The organism is Alsobacter soli (assembly GCF_003004785.1).
Lineage (GTDB): Bacteria > Pseudomonadota > Alphaproteobacteria > Rhizobiales > Beijerinckiaceae > Alsobacter > Alsobacter soli.
The window spans coordinates 1-25,862 of record NZ_PVZS01000012.1; the positions used below are offsets into that span (position 1 = coordinate 1).

The window sequence follows — 25,862 nt, forward strand, 5'->3', positions numbered from 1 at the left end:
GCGCCCCCGAGCCGCCGCCCGCCTTCGCACGCGCCCCCGACGCGCAGCCGCCGGCCGCCGTGGACGCGCCCGCGCTGCGCGCGCGATTCGGCGGACGCCCGCTCGCCCGCTTCACCTGGCGCTCGGACCCGCACGGGCGCCTGGAAGACATCTCCGAAGACTTCACCCGCGCGGTGGGGCCGGAAAACACGCCGGCGTGCGGGGAGGACATGGGCGCCCTCGCCGCGCGCGGCGTCCAGGCCCGGGAGGGCGCCCTGGCGGCCGCGCTGTTGGCGCGTCAGACCTTCACGGGCGTGGACCTGACCTGGCCGGTGCAGGGCGCCGCGGGCGGCGTCGCCGTGTCCCTGTCCGGGGTGCCGACCTTCGACCGCGGGCGCGCGTTCACCGGGTATCGCGGCTTCGGCGTCATCCACCTGGACGAGCTCGTGCCGCTGCCGGCCGCGCCGTCCGCCACGGTGGAAGCGGAGTCAAGACGCGAGGAAGCCGAACAGGCCGAGGACGAGGCCGCGCCTGTTTCGGAGCCGCCGTTCCCGCCAAGGACGGCCCCGCCCGCGCGCGACATCATCAGCCTGACCGCTGCCCAGGAGCCGTCCGCCGCTTTGGCGGCCCAGCCCTCCGAGGCGCGCGCTCCGGAGGCGAGCGAGGTCCAGTCCGGGCCTGTGTCGCGCGACGCGGCGGCGACGCTCGACGGCGCCCTGGCCGAGCCCGACGCATCCCGGATCCCCGGGGCTCTCGCCGAAACCGCAGAGGCGCCCAACGGAGAGCCCCCGCGCACCCAGTCCGCCCAGCCTTCCAGCCCGGCGGAGCCCATCGGCAAGGTCGTGCCGCTGCGCAGCGCCGCCCCGGACGCCGCATCTGGCGCGGCTGGCCCGACCGGCCTGAGCCGAAGCGAGCGCCATGCTTTCCGCGAAATCGCGCGGGCTCTGGGAGCGCGCGTGGAAGGGGAGGAACTGGAAGCCTTTGCCGAGGGCGCAGAAACCGGCCCTGGCCAGCCGCCCGAAGAGCGGGTCGCCCCAGAGGCGGCGGAGGCCCCTCCCGCGGAACCTGCATCGCCGGGGCATGACCCGCTCCAGGAACGCCTGCCCGAGCCTGAGTCCTACCCCGCGCCAGCGCCCGAGGGTCTTGCCCCCGCGCCAGCGGCCACAGCCCAGCTTCCCCCGGAGCCCCAGCCCGCAGCGCCCGCTGCGGAGCAGCCGGCCCAGGCTCCCGTGTCCGAACTGGCCCGCCATGCGGAGCTGATCTTCGACCGCCTCCCCATCGGCGTCATGGTCAGCCGCGGCGACGTGCCGATCGCCATGAACCGGACGCTGCTGGATCTGCTCGGCTACGAGGATATCGACGCGTTTCACCGGGAGAGCGGCCTGGAGGGCCTGTTCAACGGACGCGCCGCCGAGAGCCTCTCGCCCGGCGCCGAAGGCTCCACCGTGATGCTGACGGCCCGCGATGGCGAGACGATCGCGGTGGACGCGCGCCTGCAGGCGATCCTGTGGGACGAACTCCCCGCCACCCTCATGTCCTTCCGCCGCGCCGTGGACGCGGAGACGCTGCCCAAGCTGAAGGCCGTCGAGCTCGACCTGCGCCGCCGCACGGCGGACGTCAGGGAACTCCGCGCCATCCTGGATACGGCCACGGACGGCGTGATCGTGCTCGATGAGGCCGGCCGTATCCTGTCGCTCAACAAGGCGGCGGAGGCCCTGTTCGGCTACGACCAGAACGAGGTCGCGGGCGAAACCTTCATCACGCTCTTCGCGCCGGACAGCCACGCCCTCGCGCTGGACTACCTGGAGGGCCTGAAGGCCAACGGCGTCGCCAGCGTGCTCAACGACGGCCGCGAGGTCGTCGGCCGCGTCCGCCAGGGCGGCCGCATCCCGCTGTTCATGACGCTGGGCGCCATCAGCGAAGCGCCGGAGCGCAAGTTCTGCGCGGTGCTGCGCGACATCACGCCCTGGAAGAAGGCCGAAGGCGACCTTCTGGAGGCCAAGCAGGCGGCCGAGCAGGCCAGCGCCCAGAAATCCGACTTCCTGGCCAAGATCAGCCACGAGGTGCGCACGCCGCTGTCGGCCATCATCGGCTTCGCCGAGGTGATGATCGAGGAGCGCTTCGGCCCCATCGGCAACGAGCGCTACCTGGAATACCTGCGCGACATCCACGCCTCCGGCGGGCACGTCATCAGCCTGATCAACGATCTGCTGGACCTGTCCAAGATCGAGGCCGGCAAGTTCGACCTGAACTTCGTCAGCGTGGACGCGAACGAGATCGTGAGCCGCTCGGTGGCCATGTTGCAGCCCCAGGCCAGCGCCGCCCGGGTGGTGCTTCGCACCAGCCTCAGCCAGCGGCTGCCCCGCGTCGTGGCGGACGAGCGCTCGCTGCGGCAGATCGTGCTGAACATCCTCTCCAACGCGGTGAAGTTCACCGATCCCGGCGGCCAGGTGATCGTCTCGACGGCGTTCACGGACCGGGGCGAGGTGGCCCTGCGCGTCCGCGACACCGGCATCGGCATGACCGAGAAGGAGATCGAGACGGCGCTCGAGCCCTTCCGCCAGGTCGCCGGCTCGGCCCGCGGCGGCACGGGCCTGGGCCTGCCGCTCACCAAGGCCCTGGTGGAAGCCAACCGCGCCTCGCTGACGATCCGCTCGGCCAAGGACTCGGGCACCCTGGTGGAAGTCACCTTCCCGACCACGCGCGTGCTGTCGGAGTGAGGCTCGATATGCCTCCCTCCCGTGCGCGGCGGGAGAGGGGATACCGCCCGGCCTACTCCGCCGCCTGCGCCTGGATCTGGTCGAGTTTCAGCACCACGTTCTTGATGTCGCGGTCGTCGGGGTCCGCGTGCGCTTCGAAGCCGAGCGCCTCGCACATGGCGAGCATGGTGGTGTTCTCGCGCAGGATCTGGCCGTGCACGGTCTTCAGGCCGTCCGCCTTCGCGTAGTCGATCATCAGGCGCATGAGGGCCCAGCCGAGCCCGCGCCCCTTGAGGTCGCTGCGCAGCAGGATGGCGTATTCGCCCGTGTCGTGGTTGGCGTCGGCGTGGAGTCGCACCACGCCCAGGAGCTCGCCGGTCTCCTTGTCGAGGGCCGCGAACGCGATGGCGCGCGAATAGTCGAGCTGCGTGAGCCTGGCGATGAAGGCGTGGCTGAAGTCCTTCACCTTGGCGAAGAAGCGCAGCCGGAGGTCCTCCGGCGTCACCTTCTTGAAGAACTCGACATAGAGCGGCTCGTCCTCGGGCCGCACCGGACGGACCAGCACCTGCAAGCCGCCCTTCAGCGTCATCTCGCGCTCCCACTCCGTCGGATAGGGCTTGATGGCGAAGCGCGGGTTCATTTTGGCGCGCCGCTCGGAGGCCGGCACGGCCTCGATGCCGATCCGGGCGTCCAGCGCGATGCAGCCGCTCTCGTCCGCGATGAGCGGATTGAGGTCGAGTTCGCGGATCTCGGGCACGTCCGCAGAGAGCTGCGCCAGCTTCACCAGCGTGAGGGCGACAGCATCGATGTCGGCGGGCGGAACGTCGCGATAGCCGCTCAGCAGCCGGTACACGCGCGTGCGGGCGATCAGGGTTTGCGCCAGCGTCATGTCCAGGGGCGGCAAGGCCAGCGACTTATCGTTGATGACCTCCACCGCCGTGCCCCCGCGGCCGAACACCACCACGGGCCCGAAGGTCGGATCGTCGGCCAGGCCGGCGATCAACTCGCGGCCGCGCGGCCGGAAGATGGTCGGCTGCACGGTCACGCCGTCCAACACCGCGTCGGGCCGCACCTCGGCGACATGCGCCAGCATGGCCCGCGCCGCGTCCTCGACCGCCCTGGGCGTGGACAGGTTCAGCACCACGCCGCCGACGTCCGACTTGTGCGTGATCTGCTGGGACAGGATCTTGACCGCCACGGCCGAGCCCTGGGCGATGAAGGCGGCGCCGATCTCCGCTGCTTCCTCCGGCGTCCGGGCCCGGCGCACTGGCGCGACCGGGATCTGGTAGGCCTCCAGCACGCCGGTGACCGCCACCGGGTCGAGCCAGCGCTCGCCCTTCTCCAGGCCCTCGCGCACGAGCCGCCGGGCTGTCTCCACGTCCGGCGAGAACTCCTCCGGCAGGCTTGGCGGCATTTCCATGATGAGGTCCTGCGCCTTGCGGTAGGCGATCAGGTGGGAGATGCCCTGCACGGCCTCCGCCTCGCTGGCGTAGTTGGGGATGCGCGCCTTCTCGAAGATCTCGTTGGACTCCGCCGCGTCGCCCAGCCACACCGCGAACACCGGCTTCGGCTTGTAGCTGGACGCGCGATGCGCCTTGACGACATTGGCGACCGCCTGGGCCGCCTCCTTGCTGGAGACGAGCGCGGTCGGGCAGTTCATCACCAGAACGGCGTCCGTGCCGTCGTCCTTCAGCATGATCTCGAGCGCGCGGGCGTAGCGCTCCGCATTGGCGTCGCCGATGATGTCCACCGGGTTGCCGTGCGACCATCCGGCCGGCAACGCCTGTCCGAGCGAATCCAGGGTCCCTGGGGTGAGGGTGGCGAGCTGGTTGCCCAGGTCCGTGATCCGGTCCACCGCGAGCACGCCGAGGCCGCCGCCGTTGGTCAGGATGCCGATCCGGTCGCCCTTGAACGGCGCGACACGAGACAGCGTCTCGACTGCGGCGAAGAGCTCGTCCAGGTCGTACACGCGCAGCAGGCCCGCCCGCCGGAAGGCGGCCTCGTAGACGGCGTCCGACCCGGCCAGAGCGCCGGTGTGCGTGCGCGCCGCCTGGGCCCCGGCCTTGTGGCGGCCCGACTTCACCACCACCACCGGCTTGGTGCGGGCGGCGGCGCGGGCGGCCGACATGAACTTGCGCGCGTCGTTGATGGATTCGACGTAGAGCAGGATGGCGCGGGTCGAGCGGTCCTGCGCGAAGTAGTCGAGGCAGTCGCCGAAATCGACGTCGAGCTTGTCGCCGAGCGAAACCACGCCGGAGAAGCCGACGCCGTGGTTGCCCGCCCACTCGATGAGCGCCGCCGCGATGGCGCCGGACTGCGAGATGAGCGCGAGATCCCCCTTGAGCGCCGGCCGCGCCGCGAAGCTGGCGTCGAATTTGGCCCCGGGGGCGATCACGCCCAGGCAGTTCGGACCGACGATGCGCAGCCCGCTCTTGCGGGCGGAGGCCGCGATGCGCTCTTCGGCCGAGCCCGGCCCCCGGTCGAACCCCGCCGTGATCACCACGGCCGCGCAGACGCCGAGTCTGCCCGCTTCGTCGATCAGGTCCGGGACCGAATCTTTCGGGGCGGCGATCACCACGACGTCGGGCGGGGCGGGCAGGGCCGAGAGCGACGGCGCGGTCGCGACCCCGTCGATCTCCGCGTATTTGGGGTTCACGAGGTGCAGCGGCCCCGGGAAGCCGGCGTCGCGCAGGTTCTTGAGGACGGCCCGGCCCAGCGAGCCTTCCCGCGGGCTCGCCCCGACGAGGGCCACGGAACGCGGCGCGAACAGGTTCTCAAGCCGATAGGTGCTCATGGGCCCTCGCGAATGCTGGCGCGTCCAGACTCGCGCCGCTTTACCCCTTCGATACGTCCAAACTCTGGCCTCCGGCGCTGAGCTATCGCAATGCGGCGCGATCTGTGCAGCGCAGCAACTCTGGCGGCTTAGAGGTTCCGCAGGGTCTCTCGCGCGATGATGAGGCGCTGGACCTCCGAAGTGCCTTCATAGATCCGCGTGATGCGCGCGTCCCGCGCCAGGCGCTCGACCGGGTAGTCGCGGATGTAGCCGGCCCCCCCATGCAACTGGATGGCAGTGTCGGTGGCGCGGTGCGCGGCTTCCGAGGCGAAGAGCTTCGCCATGGAGGCCTCCTTGCCGAAGGGCTCGCCACGGTCCTTCTTGGCGGCCGCGCTCAGGATCAGCAGCCGGGCCGCCTCGAGGTCCACCTCGCGATCGGCGATCATCCACTGGACGCCCTGGAACTCGCTGATGGATTGCCCGAACTGGCGCCGGTCTCGCGCATAGGCCTTCGCGGCGTCCATGGCCGCCCGGGCGATGCCGAGCGACAGGGCCGCCACGCCGATCCGCCCGCCGGCGAGTTCGCCGACGGCGATTCGGAAGCCGTCGTTCTCCCGGCCCATGAGGGCGGAGGAGGGCACGCGGCAGTTCTCGAAGGTGACGGTGTTCGTCGCCGAGCCGTGCTGGCCCATTTTTTCCTCGGCCTTGCCGACGACGAGACCCGGCGTTCCGGCCTCGATCAGGAAGCACGAGATGCCCTTCCCCTTGGGACGGTCCGGGTCCGTCACCGCCCAGACCACAAAGACGCCGGTGTATTCGGCCGACGTGATGTAGATCTTCTGGCCGTCGAGCACGTAACCGTCCCCGTCCCGGCGCGCCCGCGTCCGCATGCCGGCGGGGTCCGACCCCGCGCCGCTCTCGGTGAGGCAGAACGCGCCGGCCGGGTAGGTCCCGTCCGCGAGCCGGGGGAGGTGCAGCCGCTTCTGTTCCTCGCTGCCGACCGCCTGGATCACCTCGCCCACCATGTTGGTGACGGAGACCCCGACGGCGGTGGACGCGCAGGCGTAGCCCAGCGCCTCGATGCTGAGCGCGAAGGCCACCGTGCCGGCGCCAGTCCCGCCGTATTCGGGCCGCACGTTCAGGCCCATGAAGCCGTTCTCGGCCAGGAGCCTGAGGTTCGCCAGCATCTCGGCCCGGCCCTCGCCGCGGTCGAGCCGGGCGGCCAAGGGGGCGAGGCGCTCCGCCGCCAGCCGCTCGGCGGTGGCGCGGATCATCTCTTCCTCGTCGGTGAAGGCGAAATGCATCGGGCGTCTCCTGGCTTTGGCCCGAGGCTAGCATTGCGCCGCCGCTGCCAGAAGCCGCGGCGGCGCCCATCCGCGTTCGGCGCTAGAGCGCAGCCGCGCTTGGGTGCCAGCGTGGCCGGAAATTGGCGCCGAGCGCGGCCAGGGTGGTCGGCGGCGTGAGCACGTCGACGTTTCCCGATGGTCGCGGCTCCGCGCCGACATAGCCCGCCGGCGACCAGACCAGCGCACGATCGCCTGTCAGGGCCAGGAAGCGGCCGGCGCGGTCGCGCAGCATGGCGCCATCCGGCAGGGCCTCGGCCGCGAGCGCGTGGATGCGCTTGGCGCGGCCGTCCAGACGCTCCGCGTGGAGGCGCCGGTCAAGCAAGGGGAACAGGGGCGTCTCGCCCAGGCCGAGCCCTCGCACGGCCGCGTCACGGTAGGCGTGCGCGTCCTTGCGGCGGCATTCGACGCAGGGGCGGTGGCCGGCCGCCAGGGCCGTCACCTCGTCGCAGAAGAACAGCTCCGTGTAGCCCGAGCCGAACACGGGCCTCAGGCGGTCCTTGAAGGCGAGCTCGCAGCAGATCCAGGCCTGCGACGTCCAGCGGCTGCGCCCGAGCGTCCTCGTGGCCGGGTCGTGGATGCGCCCGCCGCGGTTGCCCATCAGCGTCCCGCGGCTGGGGTCGGCCACGATGGAGCCGTCCGGCAGGACGCGGTTCTGGAGGGGCATCCTCAGCGCTGCGCCTGGCCGCGCGAGGCCTCCCGGCGCACGACGCTGGCGGTCGCGACCGGGTCGGTGGCGGCCGGTTTGTCCAGGCCGTAGACGTCCTCGCGGAAGTTCACCGCGCCGTCGGCCGCCACGAAGCCGGTCATGTACACCCAGGCGACCGGGACCGACTGCGGCAGCTTGACGTCCTTGCGCTCGCCGGAGGCGACCATCGCGTCCACCTGCTCGCGCGTCCATCCCTGCGGGGCGAGCAGCCAGGTGACGAGGTCGAGCACGCCGGAGACCCGCACGCAGCCGTGGGACAGGAACCGGAAATCCTGGCCGAAGAAGCGCTTCGACGGCGTGTCGTGCATGTAGACGGCATGCTGGTTCGGCATGGCGATGCGCACGATGCCAAGCGAGTTCGACGCGCCGGAGTCCTGACGCAGCGTGTAGTTGACCGCGCTCTCGTTGCTCCAGTCGACCTGGGCCGGGTCCACCTCCTGCCCGGCGGCGTTCAGGATGCGGATGTTTTGCTTGGCCAGATAGGTGGCGTCCTTGCGCATCTTCGGGATGATCTCCCGGCGGATGATGGACACCGGCACGGTCCAGGTCGGGTGGAAGTTGACCGCCCCCACCTTGGCTTCGACGGTGGGCGAGTGGTGCTCGGGGTCGCCCGCCACCGCCACGTAGCGTCGCGCCACGACGCCGTTCTCCACCGCCTCCACGGCGGCCGACGGGATGTTCACCGCGATGTAGCGCGGGCCGAAGGCGAAGTTGGCGCTCTGCAGCCGCTGCGCGGACAGCAGCAGCTGCCGCTGGCGCTCCTCCGCGGGCACGTTCATGGCCTTGACCGTGGCGGGGCCGATCACGCCGCTTTCGGGCAACCCATGCCGGGCCTGGAACCGGCGCACTGCGTTCAGCATCTCCCGGTCGTACCGGTCGGAGCCGTTGTCGTCGGCGAGGTCGCTGGTGGCGACCAGACGGGTCCGGATCTGCGCCACGATCGGGTCCTTCACCCCGAATTTGATGAGCGGCCCGCCCTCCGGCACGGGCGCCCAGCCGCCGCGGGCGGCGGCCTCCCCATAGGCCTTGGCCGCCGCCAGGATCATGGCGACGCTGTCGGGGTGGTAGCTCGGGCTCGGATCCTGCGAGATCTTCACCTCGGGCGCCGGCGCCGGGGGCTTCGGCTTGGCCGGCAGGGCGAGGACGGGCTGCCCGGGCGCGGGTTGCCCGGAGGCGGGCGGAGCAGTCGCCGGCGCCGGAGCCGCCGGGACAGACGACAACGGCGCCGCCGCAGGCGGAGCGGCCGAAGCGGTCGGAAGCGCGGCGGGCGCGGCCGCCTGCGCCGCGGGCTGCGCGGCGCCCTGGCTGGGAGCAGGCGTGGGCGGCGCGAGCGGCTCGGACATGACGGTCGCGGGAGGCGCCACCGTGAGCGGCCGCGCCGCGGGGGCGGCCGCCGGAGCAGGAGCGAAGGTCTGGGCGGAAGCCGGGAGAGGGACGCAAAGCGCGGCCGCAAGGGCCAGGGCCGAGGGGGAGAACGGCGGACGGCGGAACATGACGCGCACTCGCAAAAGGTTCCGCCATCGTGATGGGGATTGGTTAACAGGAGCCAACCGGATGATGGCGCGAGCGCGGCGGCTCACCGCGAGGCGTCACTCCTCGTTGCTCGATGTCGGGACTTCGCCCCGGTCCACCCTCTCGGCGAACGCGGTCATTCCGCCGGACGCCAGAACCTTGGCCTGCCCCACCCAGTCTTCGCGTTCGATGCGCCCCGGGAAGGCGAGGAAATGCCCGACCCACGCGGCATGGGCCGGCGTCCACGCCGCGATCTGGTCGAAGTGCCAGACGCCAAGCTCGTGCAGCTTGGCCTCGTTTTGCCGCCCGATGCCGCGGATCCGCTTGAGATCGTCCATCTTGCCGTCGCGGGGGCCAGTCAAGCCGGCGGGCTTGTCGTCAAGGCGAGGAGCGGCGTGCGCCGCGTCGCCAGGGCCGACGTCCATGGACTCCGGCATGGCGTCCGTGGCCGGGGCGGGCAGGACAACGGCGGGCGCAACGACGCCCTCGCGCTGGGCCTCTTCGGGGCTGACCGCTGGCGCGGGCGCAGCAGGCTGCGTCCCCACCAACGCCGCCTGGGACGCCTGCGGCATGCCGGCGAGGGCCGGTTCCGCTTGCGTCGCCGGCCTGAGCGCCCATCGCAGGAGGGCGCCCAGCAGGCAGCCAAGGATGTAGAGGCCAAACAGCAGGAGGGCGACGTCGAGCGCGAGCCCGAGCCGGCCGTTCAGCAGTTGCGTCGCCGCGGCGAACAGGCCGATGGCGAACAGCACGGCCGCGGGCTTCATCCAGCCCTGCCAGAAGCCGGCCGGGCCGAGGCCGAACGTTGCGAGCCCCACCACGGCGCCGAGCAAGACGGCCAGGAGGCAGGGCAGCCAGAGGGTCACGAGAAGGTAGGTCATCTCAACACCTCACGGCTCGCGGACTTCGATGTCGATGCGGCGGTTCTTAGCCCGGCCTTCCTCCGTGTCGTTGGAGGCGACGGGGCGCTCTTCTCCAAAGCCGGCGGCCGAGAGGCGCGCGCGGTTCACGCCGGCCTCTGCCAGCCACGCCGCAACCGCTTCGGCGCGCCGCCGGGAAAGCTCCATGTTCGCCTCGGGCGAACCGGTCGAATCCGTGTGCCCTGAGATCGTGAAGGCGGCCTCGGGGCAGCGCAGGGCGGTCCCCGCGATGGCGTCCAGGAGGCCGGCCGCGTCCGCGTCCAGGCTGGCCTTGCCTGTCTCGAAGTAGACCACCCCCTCGGCCAGCGCCGTCGCGATGAGCTGGGAGCATTCCCGGGCGGGCAACTGCGGCCCGACAGGCGCCGTGCCGACCTTGCCGCCCATGGTCCAGCCTGCGGGCAGGCCCGCCGCCGTGTGAAGCAGCGACGCGATCCGTTCGGCCGCCGCCCCATAATAGGCGCCGCCTTCGAGCGTGATGGTTCGGTCCCCCAGGGTCGCCGATCCGACCGCCAGTCGCGACAACACGGCGAGCGCCGTCCGGGCCCCGTCCGCGAACCCTTCAGGCGTGGCGCCAACCGTCATTCCGTCGGTCACAGCGTCCCCCTGGAACAGGCGCCGGGCCCAGCCCAGGATTCGCGCCCGCGTCGCCTCGTCCGGGACGGACCCGGCGAGCGCCAGCCGGCGGTCGCCCCGCGTCGCCGACCATGCGAAGGGCGGCGGCGCGATCTCCACGGCGCCCTTGGCGAGGCCTGCCGGAAGCGGTCCGTCGAGCAGCGCGAGAACCGCCGCCCGGCTCTGCTGCGAGGAGGTCTCGCCCTTCACCGAGAGCGCGCCATCCCGGATCTGGATCATCGCGGTCTTCAGGCCGGCGGCGACGCGGCCCATAAGGTCCGCGGCCGCCGCAGCGTCGAGCTTCGCCGGGGCGCCGGACCAGACGGCCGTGGCGTCCTTCAGCGCGGTCCCGGGCATCGCGGCCGCAAGGGCCTTGAGAGCGGCGCCCTGCGCGGCCTCGGAGGGGACCGCCCCCGCGAATCGCGCAGCGGCGCCGGCCTTCTCGAGGGTGGTGACGTAGGGGGTGAGCCGCGGCGGCGTGATTTGGCCCTTCAGGGTGAAGCCGGCAGGCGGCGACGCGAAGGCGGCTCGGACCGCGTCATACCCGGCCCGGGTGCGGGCCTGCCCGGTAATGGTGAGTGTGGAGTCGCTCAGCGCCGCTTCGCCGCGCTCCAACTGGCTCAGGACGCCGAGCGCGAAGACGCCAGCCTTGGCGAAACCCTCCGGCGCGCCGCGGGCCGCGGTAGCTGCGTCGGTGACCAGGGCCAGAGGCATCGCGGACTGGGCAGCCGCCGTGATAATCGTGCGGGATCCATCGCGCGGCACGGCTCCCGCCATCTCGAGTGAGTTGCCCGCCACGGCCGCCCGCCACAGGAAGGGGCTTGCCGACGGGGTCGTTGTCACGCCGCCATCCATGGCGCGACGCACGCCCCAGGTGGTCTCCACCACGCCGAGCGCAACCGTCGGCTCCGCCGGAGTCGGCGCCTCGCCGCCCATCCGCACGTCGCGTCCGCGGACGCTCAGGGAGGGCCAGAGCCGACCCTCGGCGACGTGGTGATTTTGCGCGAGACTCGCTTCGGCCCGCTGCGCCACATCTTGCTCGACGCGCTTCGTGCCCAGGACGAGCGTCGCTACGGCAAGCAACGCAAGCGGCGCAAGACCAAGGCGCCACCGGGTCGGCGTGATCATCGAAGGGCCCCCACCCCGCCGGGCATCGGTCCGGCGGAGGGCAGGTTAAGGATCCCTAAAGCAACAAGCCACCAATCAAAAAGTCTGCTTTAAAAATAAATCTATCAAAAGTTGTCTCTCAGCCATTCACGAGCACGATGTGCAGGCTGCGGGGCCCGTGAGCGCCCAAGAGCAGGGTCTGCTCGATGTCGGCGGAGCGGGACGGGCCGGTGATCCAGTTCACCGTCCGGGGCATCTGGCCCTTGCCGTATTCGTCCCGCAGCCGGGCCCACATGGTTTCGTAGTCGCCCACCACGTCCTTGGCAGACAGCACGACGATGGCGTAGTCGGGCAGCAGGTTGAGGGTGGAGGGGTTCTCCGGCCCGGACGTCATGGTGAGGGTGCCGGTCTCGGCCACGCCCGCGAAGGCGTGGTTGACCGCCACGAGATCCTGGCCGTCGCTGCGCCCCTTGCTGATCTCCAGCGCGGTCTCGCCCCACGGCATGGCGGCGAGCCGCAGGTCATCGCCCATCTTGATGCGGGCGGGGAGGTTGGAGGCCCTCAGATACTCCGCAACCGCCTCCGGCACGGCCATCGGCCCGTCGACCTCGACGACGCTGGCCATGGCGGCCTCGGCCTGCGTCTTGAACAGCTCGATCAGGCCCTCGCCGATGAGCTGGCCGCGCTGCGGGACCAGCCCCTTGGGCGCGCTCTCCAGCCGCTCCTGAACCACGTGCCGGCGCGGGGCCTCCGACCCCTTTACGCCCAGGGAGCGCCGGAGGTTGGCGAAGATCTCGTCGCGCGCGCTCATTTCGCGCCTCCGGCCCGGCGGCTCTTCCACTGGTCCTGGAAGGTGGCGCCCTGCGGCGCCGGGAAGTCGCGGAAATCGGTCCAGCCGCCCGCCAGCGGCAGCGTCTTGAACCGACCCTTGTCGCGGCCCAGCCACGCCAGGCCGCGCATGGCGACGCTCGTCGCCAGCCGGTAGAGCCGCGGCCGCTTGGCGAAGTAGGCCCAGAAGCCCAGGCCTGACCTGAAGGTCGCCGGCTGCAGGTGCCGCTCGAATTCGCGCTCGCGCCAGTGCCGCATCAGCTTTGGCAGAGGGATGCGCACCGGGCACACGCTCTCGCAGCGCCCGCAGAAGGTGGAGGCGTTCGGTAGGTGGCCCGCCTTGTCGACGCCGATCAGCGACGGCGACAGCACCGCGCCCATGGGGCCGGGATAGACCCAGCCATACGCGTGGCCGCCGACGGCGTGGTAGACCGGGCAGTGGTTCATGCACGCGCCGCAGCGGATGCAGCGGAGCATGTCCTGGAAGGTCGTGCCCAGCATGGAGGAGCGGCCGTTGTCCAGGATGACGACGTGGTACTCCTCCGGTCCGTCCACGTCCTCCGGCCGACGGGGGCCCGTGGAGAAGGTCGTGTAGACGCTCATCTCCTGCCCGGTGGCCGAGCGCGCCAGCACGCGCAGGATCTGCGACACGTCCTCAAGCGTGGGGACCACCTTCTCGATGGAGGCGATCACGATGTGGACCTTCGGCATGGTCTGCGTCAGGTCGCCGTTGCCCTCGTTGGTCACGATGACGGACGTGCCGGTCTCCGCGATCAGGAAGTTCGCGCCCGTGATGCCCACGTCCGCCGCCAGGAAGCGGTCGCGCAGCACGCCGCGCGCCTCCGTGAGGAGTTGCACGGGCTGCGACAGGTCGCGCTGCGGGTCGAGATGGGTGTGCACGCGGCGGAAGTCGCTCTCCACCTGCGTCGCGTTCAGGTGCACCGCAGGCGCGATGATGTGCGACGGGATCTCGCCGCGCAGCTGGATGATGTATTCGCCGAGGTCCGTCTCCACGGGTCGGATATTCGCCGCTTCCAGGGCGGCGTTGAGCCCGATCTCCTCCGAGATCATGCTCTTGCCCTTGGTCACGGTGCGTGCGCCGACCCGCTTGCAGATATCGAGGATGGCGCGCCGCGCTTCGTCGGCCGTGCGCGCCCAGTGGACGTGGCCGCCGGCGGCCGTCACCCGGCGCTCGTACTGCTCCAGATAGAGGTCGAGATGCTGCAGGGTGTGGTTCTTGATGTCCCGCGCGCTGTCGCGCAGGGCCTCGAACTCGGGCAACTTGGCCGCGACCGCCGCACGGCGATCGATGAAGCCCTGCCGGACATTGCCCATGGCCTTCTGCAGCTGCTCGTCTTGCAGCGCGCGGTGGGCGTTGTCCTTGAACTTGGGGGAGGTGACGTGGACGGTCATGACGGCCTCACTTCCCGGGCGCCGGGGCGCCGATCGGCGGCTCGTCCGTCATGCCGGCCAGCACCTCTGCGACATGGCGCACCTCAACGGGCTGGCCTTCGCGCGAGAGCTTGCCGGCCATGTTCATGAGGCAGCCGAGATCGCCCGCCAGCAGCGTGTGCGCGCCGCTCGCCACGATGTTCTCGGTCTTCTTCTCGACGATGGAGTTGGAGATCTCGCCGTATTTCACCGCGAAGGTGCCGCCGAAGCCGCAGCACACCTCGTTCTCCTTCATCTCCGTGAGGGTGAGGCCCTCCACGGTGGCCAGCAGCTGCCGCGGCTGGCGCTTGACCCCGAGCTCGCGCAGGCCCGAACAGCTGTCGTGGTAAGTGACCGTGCCGTCGAAGCGGGCGTCCACCTCGGTCACGCCCATCACGTCGACGAGGAAGCTGACGAGCTCATAGGTCTTGGCCGCCAGCGCGTCCGCCTTGCGGGCGATGTTGGGATCGCCGGCGAACAGCTCCGGATAGTGGGCCTTGATCTGCCCGGCGCAGGAGCCTGAGGGCGCCACCACGTAGTCGTAGGGCGCGAAGGCCTCGATGGCCTGCTCGGCCAGGGCGCGCGCGGTGTCGCGGTCGCCCGAGTTGAAGGCCGGCTGGCCGCAGCAGGTCTGGCGGGGAACCTCGACAACGCAGCCGGCGTCCTCGAGCAGCTTCACCGCGGCGAAGCCCACGGACGGGCGCATCAGGTCGACAAGGCAGGTGACGAACAGCCCCACGCGGGGCCGCTGCGGGCGGGCGGACGATGGCACGGCGGAAGGCGTCTCCAACACGGGCGCGGCCTTATGGACGGCCGGCGCGCGGGAGAGTGGACCAGCGCGTCCCCCGTTTCAAGCGCGGCGCCGCGCGATGGCGCCGCAGGGCCTGCCGCACGGCGAGGCCGCTATCCCCGTCTTTGCGAGGAGCGCAGCGACGAAGCAATCCAGGAGCGCTTCACGGAGGCCCTGGATTGCTTCGCTTCGCTCGCAATGACGGAGAAAAAATCAGCTCTTCTTGCCGGAGGCGTCGAACTGCTTCAGGTAGGCGATGACGTTGTCGATATCCGCCTCGTTGGGCAGGCCGGGGAAGATCATCTTCGTGCCCGGCACCTTGGCCTTCGGGTTCTTGAGATACTCCTTGAGGGTGGCCTCGTCCCACGTCAGGCCCGAGCTCTTGTTCGCCTCGGAGTAGCTGTAGCCCTCGACCGTGCCAGCCTTGCGGCCCACGACACCGTTGAGATTCGGGCCGACGCCGTTCTTGGCGCCTTCGCCGATCTGGTGGCAAGCCTTGCACTTCAGGAAGACCTTCTCACCCGCCGCGGCGTCCTGCGCGAAAGCGGCGCCTGCGGAGAGCGCAAGCGCGGCGCCGGCGGCGAGAATGACAGTGAACTTGGTCATGAGCAGTTGCTCCCTGGGTCTGCGAGGCCTGAATGGCTCCATCGTGGCAATAGCACATCCAATGTGCCTGCTTGCACTGGACGTATGTCGCACCCGCCATAAGTCGCAAGCATGACGGGAGTTCCGTTCGAGGCGTTCCGCGGGCATGCGTCAGGCCGCGGCCAGGAACTCCAGTCCTTCGTCCCAGGGCGGCGTCGGGCCGTAGAGGTCGGCCAGGTGGTCGATGAAGGCCCGGACCTTCTGGGCGAGGTGCCGGCGCGACGGATAGACCGCGTGGATCGCCACCTTGCGGGAGCCGCCAAAGCCCGGCAGCACGCGCACCAGCTTGCCGGCTCGCAGCTCCGGTCCGACGTCCCACGTGGACCGCAGGGCGATCCCGGCGCCGCCGATCACCGATTCCCGCACCACCTCGCTGGAGTTCGTCTTGAGCGGGCTGTCCACCCGCACGGTGACGGGGCCGTCCGGCCCTTCCAGCCGCCAATGGTCGGTGTTGTGCGCAAGGAGGCGGTGCCGCGCCAGGTCGCCCAGCCGCTCCGGCCGGCCGTGCGCGGCGATATATCCCGGCGACGCGCACAGGACCCGGTGGTTCGGCGCGAGACGCCGGGCCACGAGGCTCGAGTCCTGGAGGTCGGCGATGCGCACCGCGAGGTCGAACCCGTCCCCCACGATGTCCACGAAGGCGTCCGACAGCACCAGCTCCACCGTCAGCTCGGGATGCGAGTCGAGGAACGACGTGAGGTGAGGGGCGATGTGCAGCCGCCCGAAGGAGGTCGGCGCCGACACCCGCAGGACGCCGCGCACCGCGGAGGAGCGGCGCGACACCCAGGCTTCCGCCTCCTCCACGCTCGCCAGGATGGCGACCACGCGCTCGTAGAAGCCCTGCCCGGCCTCCGTGAGGGCGATCTGGCGGGTCGTGCGCTGCAGGAGGCGGGTGCCGAGCCGCTCCTCCAGCCTGCGGATGCGCTTGGAGATCACCGCGGGCGAAAGACCCAGGCCGCGCCCGGCGCCGGACATCGAGCCCTCCGTGACCACGCGGGCGAAGATGTCGAGATCGGCGAGAGGATTCATGGGGAGCTCGGGGCGGGATGCGGCGGACGCCGCAGGGGATCGGTTCACAAGGGCATGGACATTTTTGCCCTGGAAGAAATAATCCTGATCGAAGCGGCATCCTGCAAGATGCTCCGCTCTCCGCTAAGCTGAAAATTGTCGAGCTCGAGCTGGCCATGCGCCAGAAGTCGCGCAGGAGGACCCATGAGCGGCATCGCCTTTCCGACCCCGGACGCGCGCGTCGTGGCGCGACGCGACGAGATCGTCGCGGGCCTGTCCCGGCTGGTCGCGCCGGAGGCCCTCGTCACCAGCGAGGACGAGCGCCGGGCCTTCGAGACGGACGGCCTCACGGCCTACCGCAAGCTTCCGCTCGCGGTGGTGCTGCCCTCCACCACGGAGGAGGTCTCCGCCATCCTCAGATACTGCCACGAGAACGGCGTGAAGGTGGTGCCGCGCGGCGCCGGCACGTCGCTCTGCGGCGGCGCCATCGCCCAGGAGGACGCCATCATCCTGGGCGTCTCCAAGATGAACCGCGTGCTGGACGTGAACTTCGCCGACCGCACCATGCGGGTGCAGGCGGGAATCACCAACCTCGCGGTCAGCCAGGCGGTGAACTACGAAGGCTTCTTCTACGCGCCCGACCCCTCGTCCCAGCTGGCCTGCACCATCGCGGGCAACATCGCCAACAACTCGGGCGGGGCCCACTGCCTGAAGTACGGCGTCACCACCAACAACGTGCTCGGCGTCCGCATGGTCCTGCTGGACGGCGCGATCGTCGACATCGGCGGCGACGCCCTGGACGCGCCCGGCTACGACCTGCTCGGCATCGTGGTGGGCTCCGAAGGCCAGCTCGGCGTCGTGACGGAGGCGACGCTGCGCATCCTGCGCGCCGCCGAGGGCGCCCGCCCGGTGCTGTTCGGCTTCCCGACCAGCGAGAGCGCCGGCGCCTGCGTGGCGGCCATCATCGCCGCCGGCATCGTGCCGGTGGCGATGGAGTTCATGGACAAGCCCGCCATCGAGATCTGCGAGGCCTTCGCCAAGGCGGGCTACCCTCTGGACGTGGAGGCCCTGCTCATCATCGAGGTCGAGGGCTCCGACGCCGAGATGGACGCGACCTTGGCGCGCATCGTGGAGATCGCCAAACAGCACGGCGTGCAGACCGTGAAGGAATCCAAGTCCGCCATGGAGACGGCGGCGATCTGGAAGGGCCGCAAGTCGGCCTTCGGGGCCACCGGCCGCATCGCCGACTACATCTGCATGGACGGCACCATTCCCACCGGCCAGCTGCCCTACGTGCTGAAGCGCATGGACGAGATCGTGAAGGGCTACAGCCTGCGCGTCGCCAACGTGTTCCACGCCGGCGACGGCAACCTGCACCCGCTGATCATGTACAACGTCAATGACCCGGTCGAAGCCAAGAAGGCCGAGGACGCCGGCAACGACATCCTGACGCTCTGCGTGGAGGTCGGCGGCTGCCTCACGGGCGAGCATGGCGTCGGCATCGAGAAGCGCGACCTCATGCGCCGCCAGTTCAACGACGTCGACCTGGAGCAGCAGATGCGCGTGCGCGCCGTGTTCGACCGCCAGTGGCTGCTGAACCCAGCCAAGGTCTTCCCCCTGGAAGGCCGCTGGCTGCCCCAGACGGATGCGGCCTGATTCTCTCCGTCATCCCCGGCGGCCCGCGCAGCGGGCCGGGAAGGGGAACCAGACGGACCCGCCCAATGGATCCCCTTCCCGCGTCTCAGGCGCGCCGGGGATGACCCGGACCCAAGCATGACCGACCTTCTCCAGCCCCGCGACGAAGCCGAACTGGCCGAGGCCGTCCGATCCGCCTTCGCCGGCAAGACGCCGCTCGCCGTCGAAGGCGCCGGCACGAAGGCCGGGATCGGCCGCCCGCTCCAGACCGAGCGGACCCTTACGGCCAAGGGCCTGACCGGCGTCACGCTCTACGAGCCCTCCGAAATGGTCATCGGCGCCCGGGCCGGCACCCCGCTCCGGGAGATCGAGGCGACGCTGGCCGAGAAGGGGCAGGCGCTCACCTTCGAGCCGGTGGACTATCGCGGCCTGCTCGGAACTGCCGGCGAACCCACGATCGGCGGCGTCGCGGCGGCCAACAACTCCGGCCCGCGCCGCATCATGGCTGGCGCGTGCCGCGACAGTCTCATCGGCGTGCGCTTCGTCAACGGACGCGGCGAGGTGGTGAAGACCGGCGGACGCGTCATGAAGAACGTCACCGGCCTCGACCTGGTGAAGCTCATGGCGGGCTCGTGGGGCACGCTGGGCGTGATGAGCGAGGTCATCTTCAAGGTGCTGCCCGCGCCGGCGCACACGGTGACTGTCGTCCTGCACGGCCTCGATGACGCGCGCGCCGTGGAGGCCATGGCGGCGGGCCTGGGTTCCCCCTTCGAGGTGAACGGCGCGGCGCATCTGCCCGCGGGGCTTGAGCGCGTCTCCAAGACCCTGCTTCGCCTGGAAGGCTTCCCCGAGTCGATGGCCTATCGGGCCGCCGAGCTGCGCAAGCTCCTGAAGGGCTTCGGCGGCGCCGACGTGGTCGAGGGCGACCCCGCGACCTCGCTCTGGCGCCAGGTCCGGGACGCGACATTCATCGCCGAGCCGCGCGACGCCGCGGTCTGGCGGATCTCGATCGCGCCCTCCAAGGCCGCAGCTGCGGTGGCGGCCATCCGCCGCGCCCTGCCGGTCCGCTGCTTCTACGACTGGGGCGGCGGCCTCGTGTGGCTCGCGACGACGCCCGCCGGGGATGCCGGCTCCGGCCCGATCCGCGCGGCGCTCGCCGGCACGGGCGGCCACGCCACGCTGATCCGCGCCCCTGCGGAGGTGCGCGCCTCTGTCCCGGTCTTCGAGCCCCAGCCCGCCGCGATCGCGGCGCTTTCGGCTGGGATCAAGGCCAGCTTCGACCCCGCAGGAATCCTCAACCCTGGCCGCATGGCGGCGGGGCTCTGAAAGTCATCCGATGCAGACCAACTTCGCCCCCGAACAGCTGAAGGACTCGGCCACGGCCACGGCCGAGAAGATCCTGCGCACCTGCGTGCATTGCGGATTCTGCACGGCGACCTGTCCAACCTACCTTTTGCTCGGCGACGAGTTGGACAGCCCGCGCGGCCGCATCTACCTCATCAAGGACATGCTGGAGAACGACCGCCCGGCGACGCCGCAGGTGGTCAAGCACATCGACCGCTGCCTCTCCTGCCTGTCCTGCATGACGACCTGCCCGTCCGGCGTGCACTACATGCACCTGGTGGACCATGCCCGGTCCTATATCGAGGAAACCTACGAACGGCCTCCGTTGGACCGCCTCACCCGCGCTGTGCTGGCGGCCGTCCTGCCCTACCGCGGTCGCTTCCGCCTGGCGCTGGCCGGCGCTCTCCTTGCGAAGCCGCTGGCGCCTCTGTTGCGGCATCTGCCTGGCGCCGGCTCGCGCCTCGGGGCCATGCTGGCCCTCGCGCCCGCGCGGCTTCCTGCCCGTTCGGTCAACGAGCGCCTGACCGTGTTCAAGCCGGAGGGCCCCCGCAGGAGCCGGGTCGCCATGCTCAACGGCTGCGCCCAGCCGGTGCTGCGGCCCTCCATCAACGACGCCGCGATCCGCCTGCTCAACCGCAACGGCGTCGAGGTGGTCATTCCGAAGGATGAGGGCTGCTGCGGCGCGCTCGTCCACCACATGGGCCGCGAGGACCAGGGACGGGCGTTCGCCAAGCGGACCATCGACGCCTGGACCCGTGAGATCGAGGGCGAGGGCCTGGACGCGATCATCATCACGGCGTCGGGCTGCGGCACGACCGTGAAGGATTATGGCTTCATGTTCCGCGAGGACCGCGCGTATGCCGAGAAGGCCGCCCGGGTCTCGGCGCTGGCCAAGGACATCACGGAATACCTGGGCTCGATCGAGTGGACCGCCCCGGTGCGGCGCACGGGCGATGTGGTGACCTATCACTCCGCCTGCTCCATGCAGCACGGCCAGAAGATCACGGACCTGCCCAAGAAGCTGCTGAAGGCGGCGGGTTTCGTGGTGAAGGACGTCCCCGAGGCGCATATCTGCTGCGGCTCGGCCGGCACCTACAACATGCTCCAGCCGGAGCTTTCGGCGCGCCTGCGCGAGCGCAAGGTCGACAACATCGAGAAGACCCGCCCCGCCATCGTGGCGACCGGCAACATCGGCTGCATGACCCAGATCGGAAAGGGCTTCGCCGACCGCGGTGACCGTACCCCCATCGTGCACACGGTCGAGCTGCTCGACTGGGCCACTGGCGGCCCGATGCCGGAAGCCCTGGAGGACGCCGGTTTCGCCCATCGTCCGTCCGAGACGGAGAGCTTGCCGGCTGCGGCCGAATAAGCGCGGGGCTCCAAATGGCCTGCCCCAGCAGGCCGGCCCGCCCGGCGAGCATTCGTAAACCATAGCGATAGTCTCAGGTTCGCCAGCAACCTCCTGAAAAGGCCTGCAAGCCAAAGCTGCGCGCGTAGAAGACCACGCGCGAGGGTTTTAGCGTGTCCAACGAGATCCACATCGAAGGCCTGACGATCCGCGGAGCCATGGAGGGCCGCGCCTCCGACGTGATCACGCCCTCAGCCGCCGCGTTTCTGGCCGCGATGCACCGCGCATTCGAGGGCGAGCGTCAGGCGGTGCTGCAGGCCCGGGCCGAGCGGCGCCGCGAGTTCGACGCCGGCCAGATGCCGGACTTCAGCCCCGAGACCCAGGATATCCGTGACGCCGACTGGCGGGTCGCCCCCGTCCCGGCGGACTTGCTGGATCGACGCATCGAGATCGCAGGTCCTCCCGAGGCCACGACGATCGTGGAGGGGATCAATTCGGGCGCGCGGGTCTTCGTGGCGGATCTCGAGGACGCTCTGTCCCCAAGCTGGGCCAACCTGATCGCAGGCCAGGCCAACCTCATCGACCTCTGGGCCGGCCGTCTGGAGGCGGTGAACCGCAGGGGTTCCAAACACGCGCCGCGTCCCGACGGCGCCGCCGTAATGCTGCGCCCGCGCGGCTGGCGCCTGCCCGAAGCCCACGTTCATGTGGACGGCGGCCCGATCGCCGCAGCCTTGTTCGACCTCGGCCTGTACCTGTTCCACAACGCCGGGCGGATTCGCGCCGCCGGCAAGACTGTCGCCGTCTACCTGCCCAAGGTCGAGGACGCTCGCGAGGCGCGGCTCTGGAACGACGTCCTGGCCTTTGCGGAACACAAGCTGGATCTGACCAAGGGCAGCGTAAAGGCGACGGTGCTCATCGAGACCCTGCCGGCCGCCTTCCAGATGGATGAGATCCTCCACGCCATGCGTGAACGCGCGGTGGCGCTGAACTGCGGCCGTTTCGACCTGATCTTCTCCTTCGTGAAGTGCCTCGGGAAGCACGCGCGCTTCGTTACGCCGGACCGCGCCTCCATGGTGATGGGCTCCAACTTCCTGGCGGCCTGCTCCTACCTGCTGGTCAAGACCTGTCACCGCCGCGGAGCGCTCGCGCTCGGCGGCAAGATCGCCGACCTGCCCGTGGCGGGGAACCGCGCCGCCAACCGCGACGCCCTGAACAGGATCAAGGCCGACAAGCAGCGCGCGGCCCTGGAAGGGTTCGACGGCGTCTGGGTGTCGCGTCCCGACCTGGCGCGGGTGGCCCAGGAGGTTTTCCACGGCCTCGTGCCCGAGCAGAACCAGCTCGGCGTCACCCATGCGGACGTGGAGATCATCCGCGAAGACATGCTCTCCATGCACCCCGGCCGGCGCACCGAGTCCGGGCTGCGCGGCAACATTCGGGTCGTCCTGCGCTACCTGTCCGCCTGGCTGGAAGGGCAGGGGGCCGTGACCCTGCATCACATGCTGGAGGACGCCGGCACGGCCGAGATCGCGCGCGTGCAGCTCTGGCAGTGGGTCTACCATCGCGCCTCCCTCTCAGACGGCCGCAAGATCACGCCCGAGCTGTTCGGCGAGATCCTGCAGGACGAGGCGGGCAAGCTCCGGGCCGATCTGGGCGAGGAGGCGTTCCGCTCCGGTCGTTTCGCCGAGTCGGCGAAGCTCCTGTCCGATATGACCCTGGCCCAGGACGTCCCCGACTTCCTGACCCTCTCGGCCTACGACCTGCTGGCCGCCTGAGGGGCCTCGCGCTGGGCGCGTCAAGGCGCAGGGCTGTTCCGGCCGGAACGCGCCGGCTTTCCGCGAATTCATGTTGGGCGCCCTTGGAGCGCCATCTTGGGCGCACCACATCATCGACGCCGCGCCACGTGGCGGGTGCGGTCCCCGATGGGGCAGGCTGCCACGCACACGAGGATCGACCATGAGTCCCGAGGAACGCCAGCTGCTCGCGAACCTGTTCGAGCGCGTGAAGGGCGCGGCGAACACGCCCCGCGACAAGGAGGCCGAGGCCTTCATCGCCGACGCCGTGCGCCAGCAGCCCTATGCGCCCTACATGATGGCCCAGACCGTGATCGTGCAGGAGGAAGCCCTGAAGGCGGCCGCCAGCCGGATCCAGGAGCTCGAGGCGCAACTCGCCGACCATGCGCGCGAGCGCGACGCCGGCTCGACCAGTTTCCTGGGCGGTCTCGGCAAAAGCATTTTCGGCGGCCAGGACCAGCGTCCGCCGCAGCAGCAGGCTCGTCCTGCTCCCGGCCCCTGGGGTCAGGCGGCGCAGCCGCAGGGTGGCCCGCCTCCGGCTCCGGGCCCCTGGGGCGCTCCGGCCCAGCCGCAGGGTGGCGGCTTCTTCGGCGGCGGCCAGGGCGGGCCCATGGGCGGTGGTGGTGGCGGCGGCTTCCTGCGCGGCGCCATGACCACCGCTGCGGGGGTCGCCGGCGGCGCGCTGCTGTTCCAGGGCATCTCGTCCCTGTTCAACAGTCACCACGGCGCGAGCGGCCTCTTCGGCGGCCAGGCCGGCGCCTTGGACCCGGCGGCCTTAGGCGGAACCACGATCATCAACAACGAATACCTTGGCTCCGACCAGCCGCCGCCCGACCAGGACATCCAGTCCGCCGGCTATGACGACGGCTCGCCGGACGACGGCTCCATTGATGATGCGGGCTACGACGACGGCGGCTCGGCCGACGACGGCGACAGCTGGGCCTGATAGGGTCGCCGGGTGACTGATTCGCCCGACAACTCCGCCCAGAAGGCGTCCGCCGCGTATCGCCTGCCGGCGCTGGACCAGGATTTCCTGCTCGGCGACTCGATGCGCGGCGTCCGCTTCCTCCTGGAATACGCCAAGCCCGAAGAGCGCCTGCGCGCATGGGGCGTGCGCTCAACCATCGTGGTGTTCGGCTCCGCCCGGGCTCGTCCGCCCGGCGAGCCCTCCGCCCTCGGCGAGAACGGCGCTCGCTGGTACGCGCAGGCCCGCCGCTTCGGCATGATCGCCTCCCAGCGCGGCGGCGCCTTGCTGGCCAATGGCGGCCAGCGCGACAACGTCATCGCCACGGGCGGAGGCCCGGGCGTCATGGAGGCCGCCAACCGCGGCGCCTGCGACGCTGGGGCGCCTTCGGTGGGTTTCAACATCACCCTGCCGCACGAGCAGGACCCGAACGCCTACTCCACGCCGGACCTCACCTTCCGCTTCCACTACTTCGCCATGCGCAAGATGCACTTGGCGATGCGCGCCAACGGCCTCGTGGTGTTCCCGGGCGGGTTCGGGACGTTCGACGAACTCTTTGAGATCCTGACCCTGCGCCAGACCGGCAAGGCGCCCTTCATCCCGATCGTGCTGGCCGACCGGGGCTATTGGACCAAGGTCATCAACTTCGACGCCTTGGTGGAAGCCGGCATGGTCCGGCGCGAGGACCTCGACCTCTTCAGCTTCGCCGACGACGCAGAGGACATCTGGGCCGCCCTGGTCGAACGCGGCCTGCCGCTGCCCCACCAGAAGCGCCGGCGCGGCCAGCCTGCGCTGAGCTGAACTGAACTGAACTGAACAGGCGCCCGTCAGCCCCAGCCCGAGCGTCGCCGACGCTACATCACCACCACCTTCGTGCCGACCTTCACGCGGTTGTAGAGGTCCGTGACGTCCTCGTTGCGCAGCCGGATGCAGCCGGAGGAGACGTTCTGGCCGATCGTGTTCGGCTCGTTGGTGCCGTGGATGCGGTAGAGCGTCGAGCCCAGATACATCGCCCGCGCGCCGAGCGGGTTCTCGGGCCCGCCCTCCATGTGCCGCGGCAGGTCCGGCCGGCGCTTCAGCATCTCGGGCGGCGGCGTCCAGTCGGGCCACTCGGCCTTGCGGGTGATCGTCTTCACGCCGGACCAGGTGAACCCCGGCCGGCCCACCCCGATGCCGTAGCGCAGCGCCTTGCCGCCAGGCTGGACGAGGTAGAGGAACTTGTTCGGCGAGTCGATGATGATGGTCCCCGGCGCGTGCCCGCCGTCATAGTCCACAACCTGGCGCTCGTAGCGCGGATCGAATCCTCGCTCGATCCGGCCCATGGGCTCCGGCTCGTAGGCCGGCAGCGCCGCGTAGCGCGGGTCCGGCGCCTGCGGCGCCGCTCGGCCCTGCTGGGGCGCCCAGAGCCGCTCGGGCACGCCGAGCGGAGCGCCCGGCACGGGCGCCGCGACGGCGCCGCGGGGCGGGGTCGGGTCCCGCCCGGTCATGATCATCTCGATGAAGCCGCCGCCCAGGCCTCCCGACCCCGCCTGCGCGGCGGACGGGAGGGCAGCCAGGGCGAGCAGCGTCGCCAGTGTGAACGAGGTTCTCATCGTCGCGCAGCCCGCAGCATGCTGTCCGAGTTCTTCGGAGCCTTGCGCCAGCTTCGCGCGAGACCTGCTCAACGGCGGCTGAAGGATCGTCGTTAACGGGCTGATAATGCGCGCGTTCGGATTCGAAATTGACGGATTGGTTTACGCCTGGTTTCGCGCGGGCGCCTGGCCCGACAGGCTGTTGGCCCGCAGTAGCGCTTCCTTCACCATCCTGGCGCAGCATGCGCCCATCGCCAGGACCCCTCGGTTGACACGCACCACCCGCCCTTACCGGCTCGAGCAGCTCGGCCGCCTCGGCTCCGCGCCCCAGCGGCCTGCGGCCGAGCCCCCGCGTCCCGCGGACCCAGTCGATGGCGCCGGGCACAGGGCGGCGGCGGCGGCCGTGGTCGAGGCCGGCGCAGGGCTCGGGAGGGCTTCGGCCGAGCTCACGGCCGTGATCAGCGACGTCGGGCGCGGCGTTCACGCCATCCTGGGCGTCTGCGAGGAGCTGGACGCCGCCATCCACCGCCTCCGGGCCGACGGGGCGCTCACCCAGGAAGCCGCCGAGCAACTCACGGAGCGGATCGTCCTGCTGTTCCAGGCCTGCGACTTCCAGGATCTCGCAGGCCAGCGCATCGCCAATGTGCGCGGGCTGCTCAACGAACTCGACCGGCGCATCACGACCTGGCGCTTCGGCGCCGGTCCTGCCGCGAAGGCCGCCCCCGAACCCGGCCGAGGCATCCCGGGCTGGGGCGGCAACTCCCAGGCGTCGGAGCTGGAGAACGGCCCGCGGCTGCAGTCGGACGCCGGACATCTCACCCAGGCCGAGGTGGATCGCCTGTTGACCTGAGGCCGGA

Annotated in this window: 20 protein-coding genes; 8 read left to right on the top strand and 12 right to left on the bottom strand. The window is 70.7% G+C overall.

Features of this window, described 5'->3' with window-relative positions:
* A partial coding sequence (locus tag SLNSH_RS12370) for a PAS domain-containing sensor histidine kinase (protein WP_106337315.1) occupies positions 1 to 2,699 on the top strand: 2,699 nt, incomplete at its 5' end.
* A 52-nt stretch (positions 2,700 to 2,751) separates the two neighbouring features.
* On the opposite strand, the gene SLNSH_RS12375 is transcribed toward SLNSH_RS12370, so the two are convergent.
* The 11 genes from SLNSH_RS12375 to SLNSH_RS12425 all read right to left on the bottom strand — a co-directional run bounded on the left by SLNSH_RS12375 (position 2,752) and on the right by SLNSH_RS12425 (position 16,374).
* Positions 2,752 to 5,472 carry a bifunctional acetate--CoA ligase family protein/GNAT family N-acetyltransferase gene (locus SLNSH_RS12375; protein WP_106337316.1) on the bottom strand — a complete coding sequence of 907 codons (2,721 nt, stop codon included), beginning with the start codon at positions 5,470 to 5,472 and terminating at the stop codon, positions 2,752 to 2,754.
* Between the two features lie 128 nt (positions 5,473 to 5,600).
* Positions 5,601 to 6,755 carry an acyl-CoA dehydrogenase family protein gene (locus SLNSH_RS12380; protein ID WP_106337317.1) on the bottom strand — a complete coding sequence of 385 codons (1,155 nt, stop codon included), beginning with the start codon at positions 6,753 to 6,755 and terminating at the stop codon, positions 5,601 to 5,603.
* An 82-nt stretch (positions 6,756 to 6,837) separates the two neighbouring features.
* Positions 6,838 to 7,461 carry a hypothetical protein gene (locus SLNSH_RS12385; RefSeq protein WP_106337318.1) on the bottom strand — a complete coding sequence of 208 codons (624 nt, stop codon included), beginning with the start codon at positions 7,459 to 7,461 and terminating at the stop codon, positions 6,838 to 6,840.
* 2 nt (positions 7,462 to 7,463) lie between these two features.
* Complete coding sequence (locus SLNSH_RS12390; protein ID WP_146140250.1) at positions 7,464 to 8,996, bottom strand: L,D-transpeptidase family protein; 1,533 nt, start codon at positions 8,994 to 8,996, stop codon at positions 7,464 to 7,466.
* A 96-nt stretch (positions 8,997 to 9,092) separates the two neighbouring features.
* Complete coding sequence (locus tag SLNSH_RS25655; protein WP_106337320.1) at positions 9,093 to 9,893, bottom strand: NADH-quinone oxidoreductase subunit E; 801 nt, start codon at positions 9,891 to 9,893, stop codon at positions 9,093 to 9,095.
* A gap of 9 nt (positions 9,894 to 9,902) precedes the next feature.
* The gene (locus tag SLNSH_RS12400; RefSeq protein WP_106337321.1) at positions 9,903 to 11,672 is read right to left on the bottom strand and encodes an OmpA family protein; all 1,770 of its coding nucleotides are present in this window, start codon (positions 11,670 to 11,672) and stop codon (positions 9,903 to 9,905) included.
* A 118-nt stretch (positions 11,673 to 11,790) separates the two neighbouring features.
* Positions 11,791 to 12,462, bottom strand: a complete 672-nt coding sequence (locus tag SLNSH_RS12405; protein WP_106337322.1) for a LutC/YkgG family protein — start codon at positions 12,460 to 12,462, stop codon at positions 11,791 to 11,793.
* The gene (locus SLNSH_RS12410) at positions 12,459 to 13,892 is read right to left on the bottom strand and encodes a LutB/LldF family L-lactate oxidation iron-sulfur protein (RefSeq protein WP_106337323.1); all 1,434 of its coding nucleotides are present in this window, start codon (positions 13,890 to 13,892) and stop codon (positions 12,459 to 12,461) included. The genes SLNSH_RS12405 and SLNSH_RS12410 overlap by 4 nt, the downstream gene beginning before the upstream one ends.
* Before the next feature lie 7 nt (positions 13,893 to 13,899).
* Positions 13,900 to 14,682, bottom strand: a complete 783-nt coding sequence (locus tag SLNSH_RS12415) for a (Fe-S)-binding protein (RefSeq protein WP_280954472.1) — start codon at positions 14,680 to 14,682, stop codon at positions 13,900 to 13,902.
* 231 nt (positions 14,683 to 14,913) lie between these two features.
* Positions 14,914 to 15,306 (bottom strand): c-type cytochrome, encoded by a 393-nt coding sequence (locus tag SLNSH_RS12420; protein WP_106337324.1) that lies wholly within the window; start codon positions 15,304 to 15,306, stop codon positions 14,914 to 14,916.
* A 150-nt stretch (positions 15,307 to 15,456) separates the two neighbouring features.
* Positions 15,457 to 16,374, bottom strand: coding sequence for a LysR family transcriptional regulator (locus SLNSH_RS12425; protein ID WP_106337325.1), 918 nt, complete (start codon positions 16,372 to 16,374; stop codon positions 15,457 to 15,459).
* Between the two features lie 183 nt (positions 16,375 to 16,557).
* Here SLNSH_RS12425 and SLNSH_RS12430 point away from each other — a divergent pair, with 183 nt between their 5' ends.
* From SLNSH_RS12430 to SLNSH_RS12455, 6 genes are all read left to right on the top strand, one after another.
* Positions 16,558 to 18,009 carry an FAD-linked oxidase C-terminal domain-containing protein gene (locus tag SLNSH_RS12430; RefSeq protein WP_106337326.1) on the top strand — a complete coding sequence of 484 codons (1,452 nt, stop codon included), beginning with the start codon at positions 16,558 to 16,560 and terminating at the stop codon, positions 18,007 to 18,009.
* A 117-nt stretch (positions 18,010 to 18,126) separates the two neighbouring features.
* On the top strand, positions 18,127 to 19,314 hold the full coding sequence (gene glcE, locus SLNSH_RS12435; protein WP_106337327.1) for a glycolate oxidase subunit GlcE: 1,188 nt from the start codon (positions 18,127 to 18,129) through the stop codon (positions 19,312 to 19,314).
* A 10-nt stretch (positions 19,315 to 19,324) separates the two neighbouring features.
* Positions 19,325 to 20,701, top strand: a complete 1,377-nt coding sequence (glcF, locus tag SLNSH_RS12440; protein ID WP_106337328.1) for a glycolate oxidase subunit GlcF — start codon at positions 19,325 to 19,327, stop codon at positions 20,699 to 20,701.
* 152 nt (positions 20,702 to 20,853) lie between these two features.
* Entirely contained in the window at positions 20,854 to 22,452 is a 1,599-nt protein-coding gene (gene aceB / locus SLNSH_RS12445) for a malate synthase A (RefSeq protein ID WP_210202511.1), read from the top strand.
* A 181-nt stretch (positions 22,453 to 22,633) separates the two neighbouring features.
* Entirely contained in the window at positions 22,634 to 23,416 is a 783-nt protein-coding gene (locus SLNSH_RS12450; protein ID WP_106337329.1) for a DUF2076 domain-containing protein, read from the top strand.
* 102 nt (positions 23,417 to 23,518) lie between these two features.
* Positions 23,519 to 24,235 carry an LOG family protein gene (locus tag SLNSH_RS12455; RefSeq protein WP_106337446.1) on the top strand — a complete coding sequence of 239 codons (717 nt, stop codon included), beginning with the start codon at positions 23,519 to 23,521 and terminating at the stop codon, positions 24,233 to 24,235.
* A 53-nt stretch (positions 24,236 to 24,288) separates the two neighbouring features.
* Here SLNSH_RS12455 and SLNSH_RS12460 read toward each other — a convergent pair whose 3' ends face one another.
* On the bottom strand, positions 24,289 to 25,026 hold the full coding sequence (locus tag SLNSH_RS12460; RefSeq protein ID WP_106337330.1) for a L,D-transpeptidase: 738 nt from the start codon (positions 25,024 to 25,026) through the stop codon (positions 24,289 to 24,291).
* A 247-nt stretch (positions 25,027 to 25,273) separates the two neighbouring features.
* Between SLNSH_RS12460 and SLNSH_RS12465 the strand changes: the two genes are divergently transcribed.
* Positions 25,274 to 25,855 carry a protein phosphatase CheZ gene (locus tag SLNSH_RS12465; protein WP_158266747.1) on the top strand — a complete coding sequence of 194 codons (582 nt, stop codon included), beginning with the start codon at positions 25,274 to 25,276 and terminating at the stop codon, positions 25,853 to 25,855.
* Positions 25,856 to 25,862: the final 7 nt, after the last annotated feature.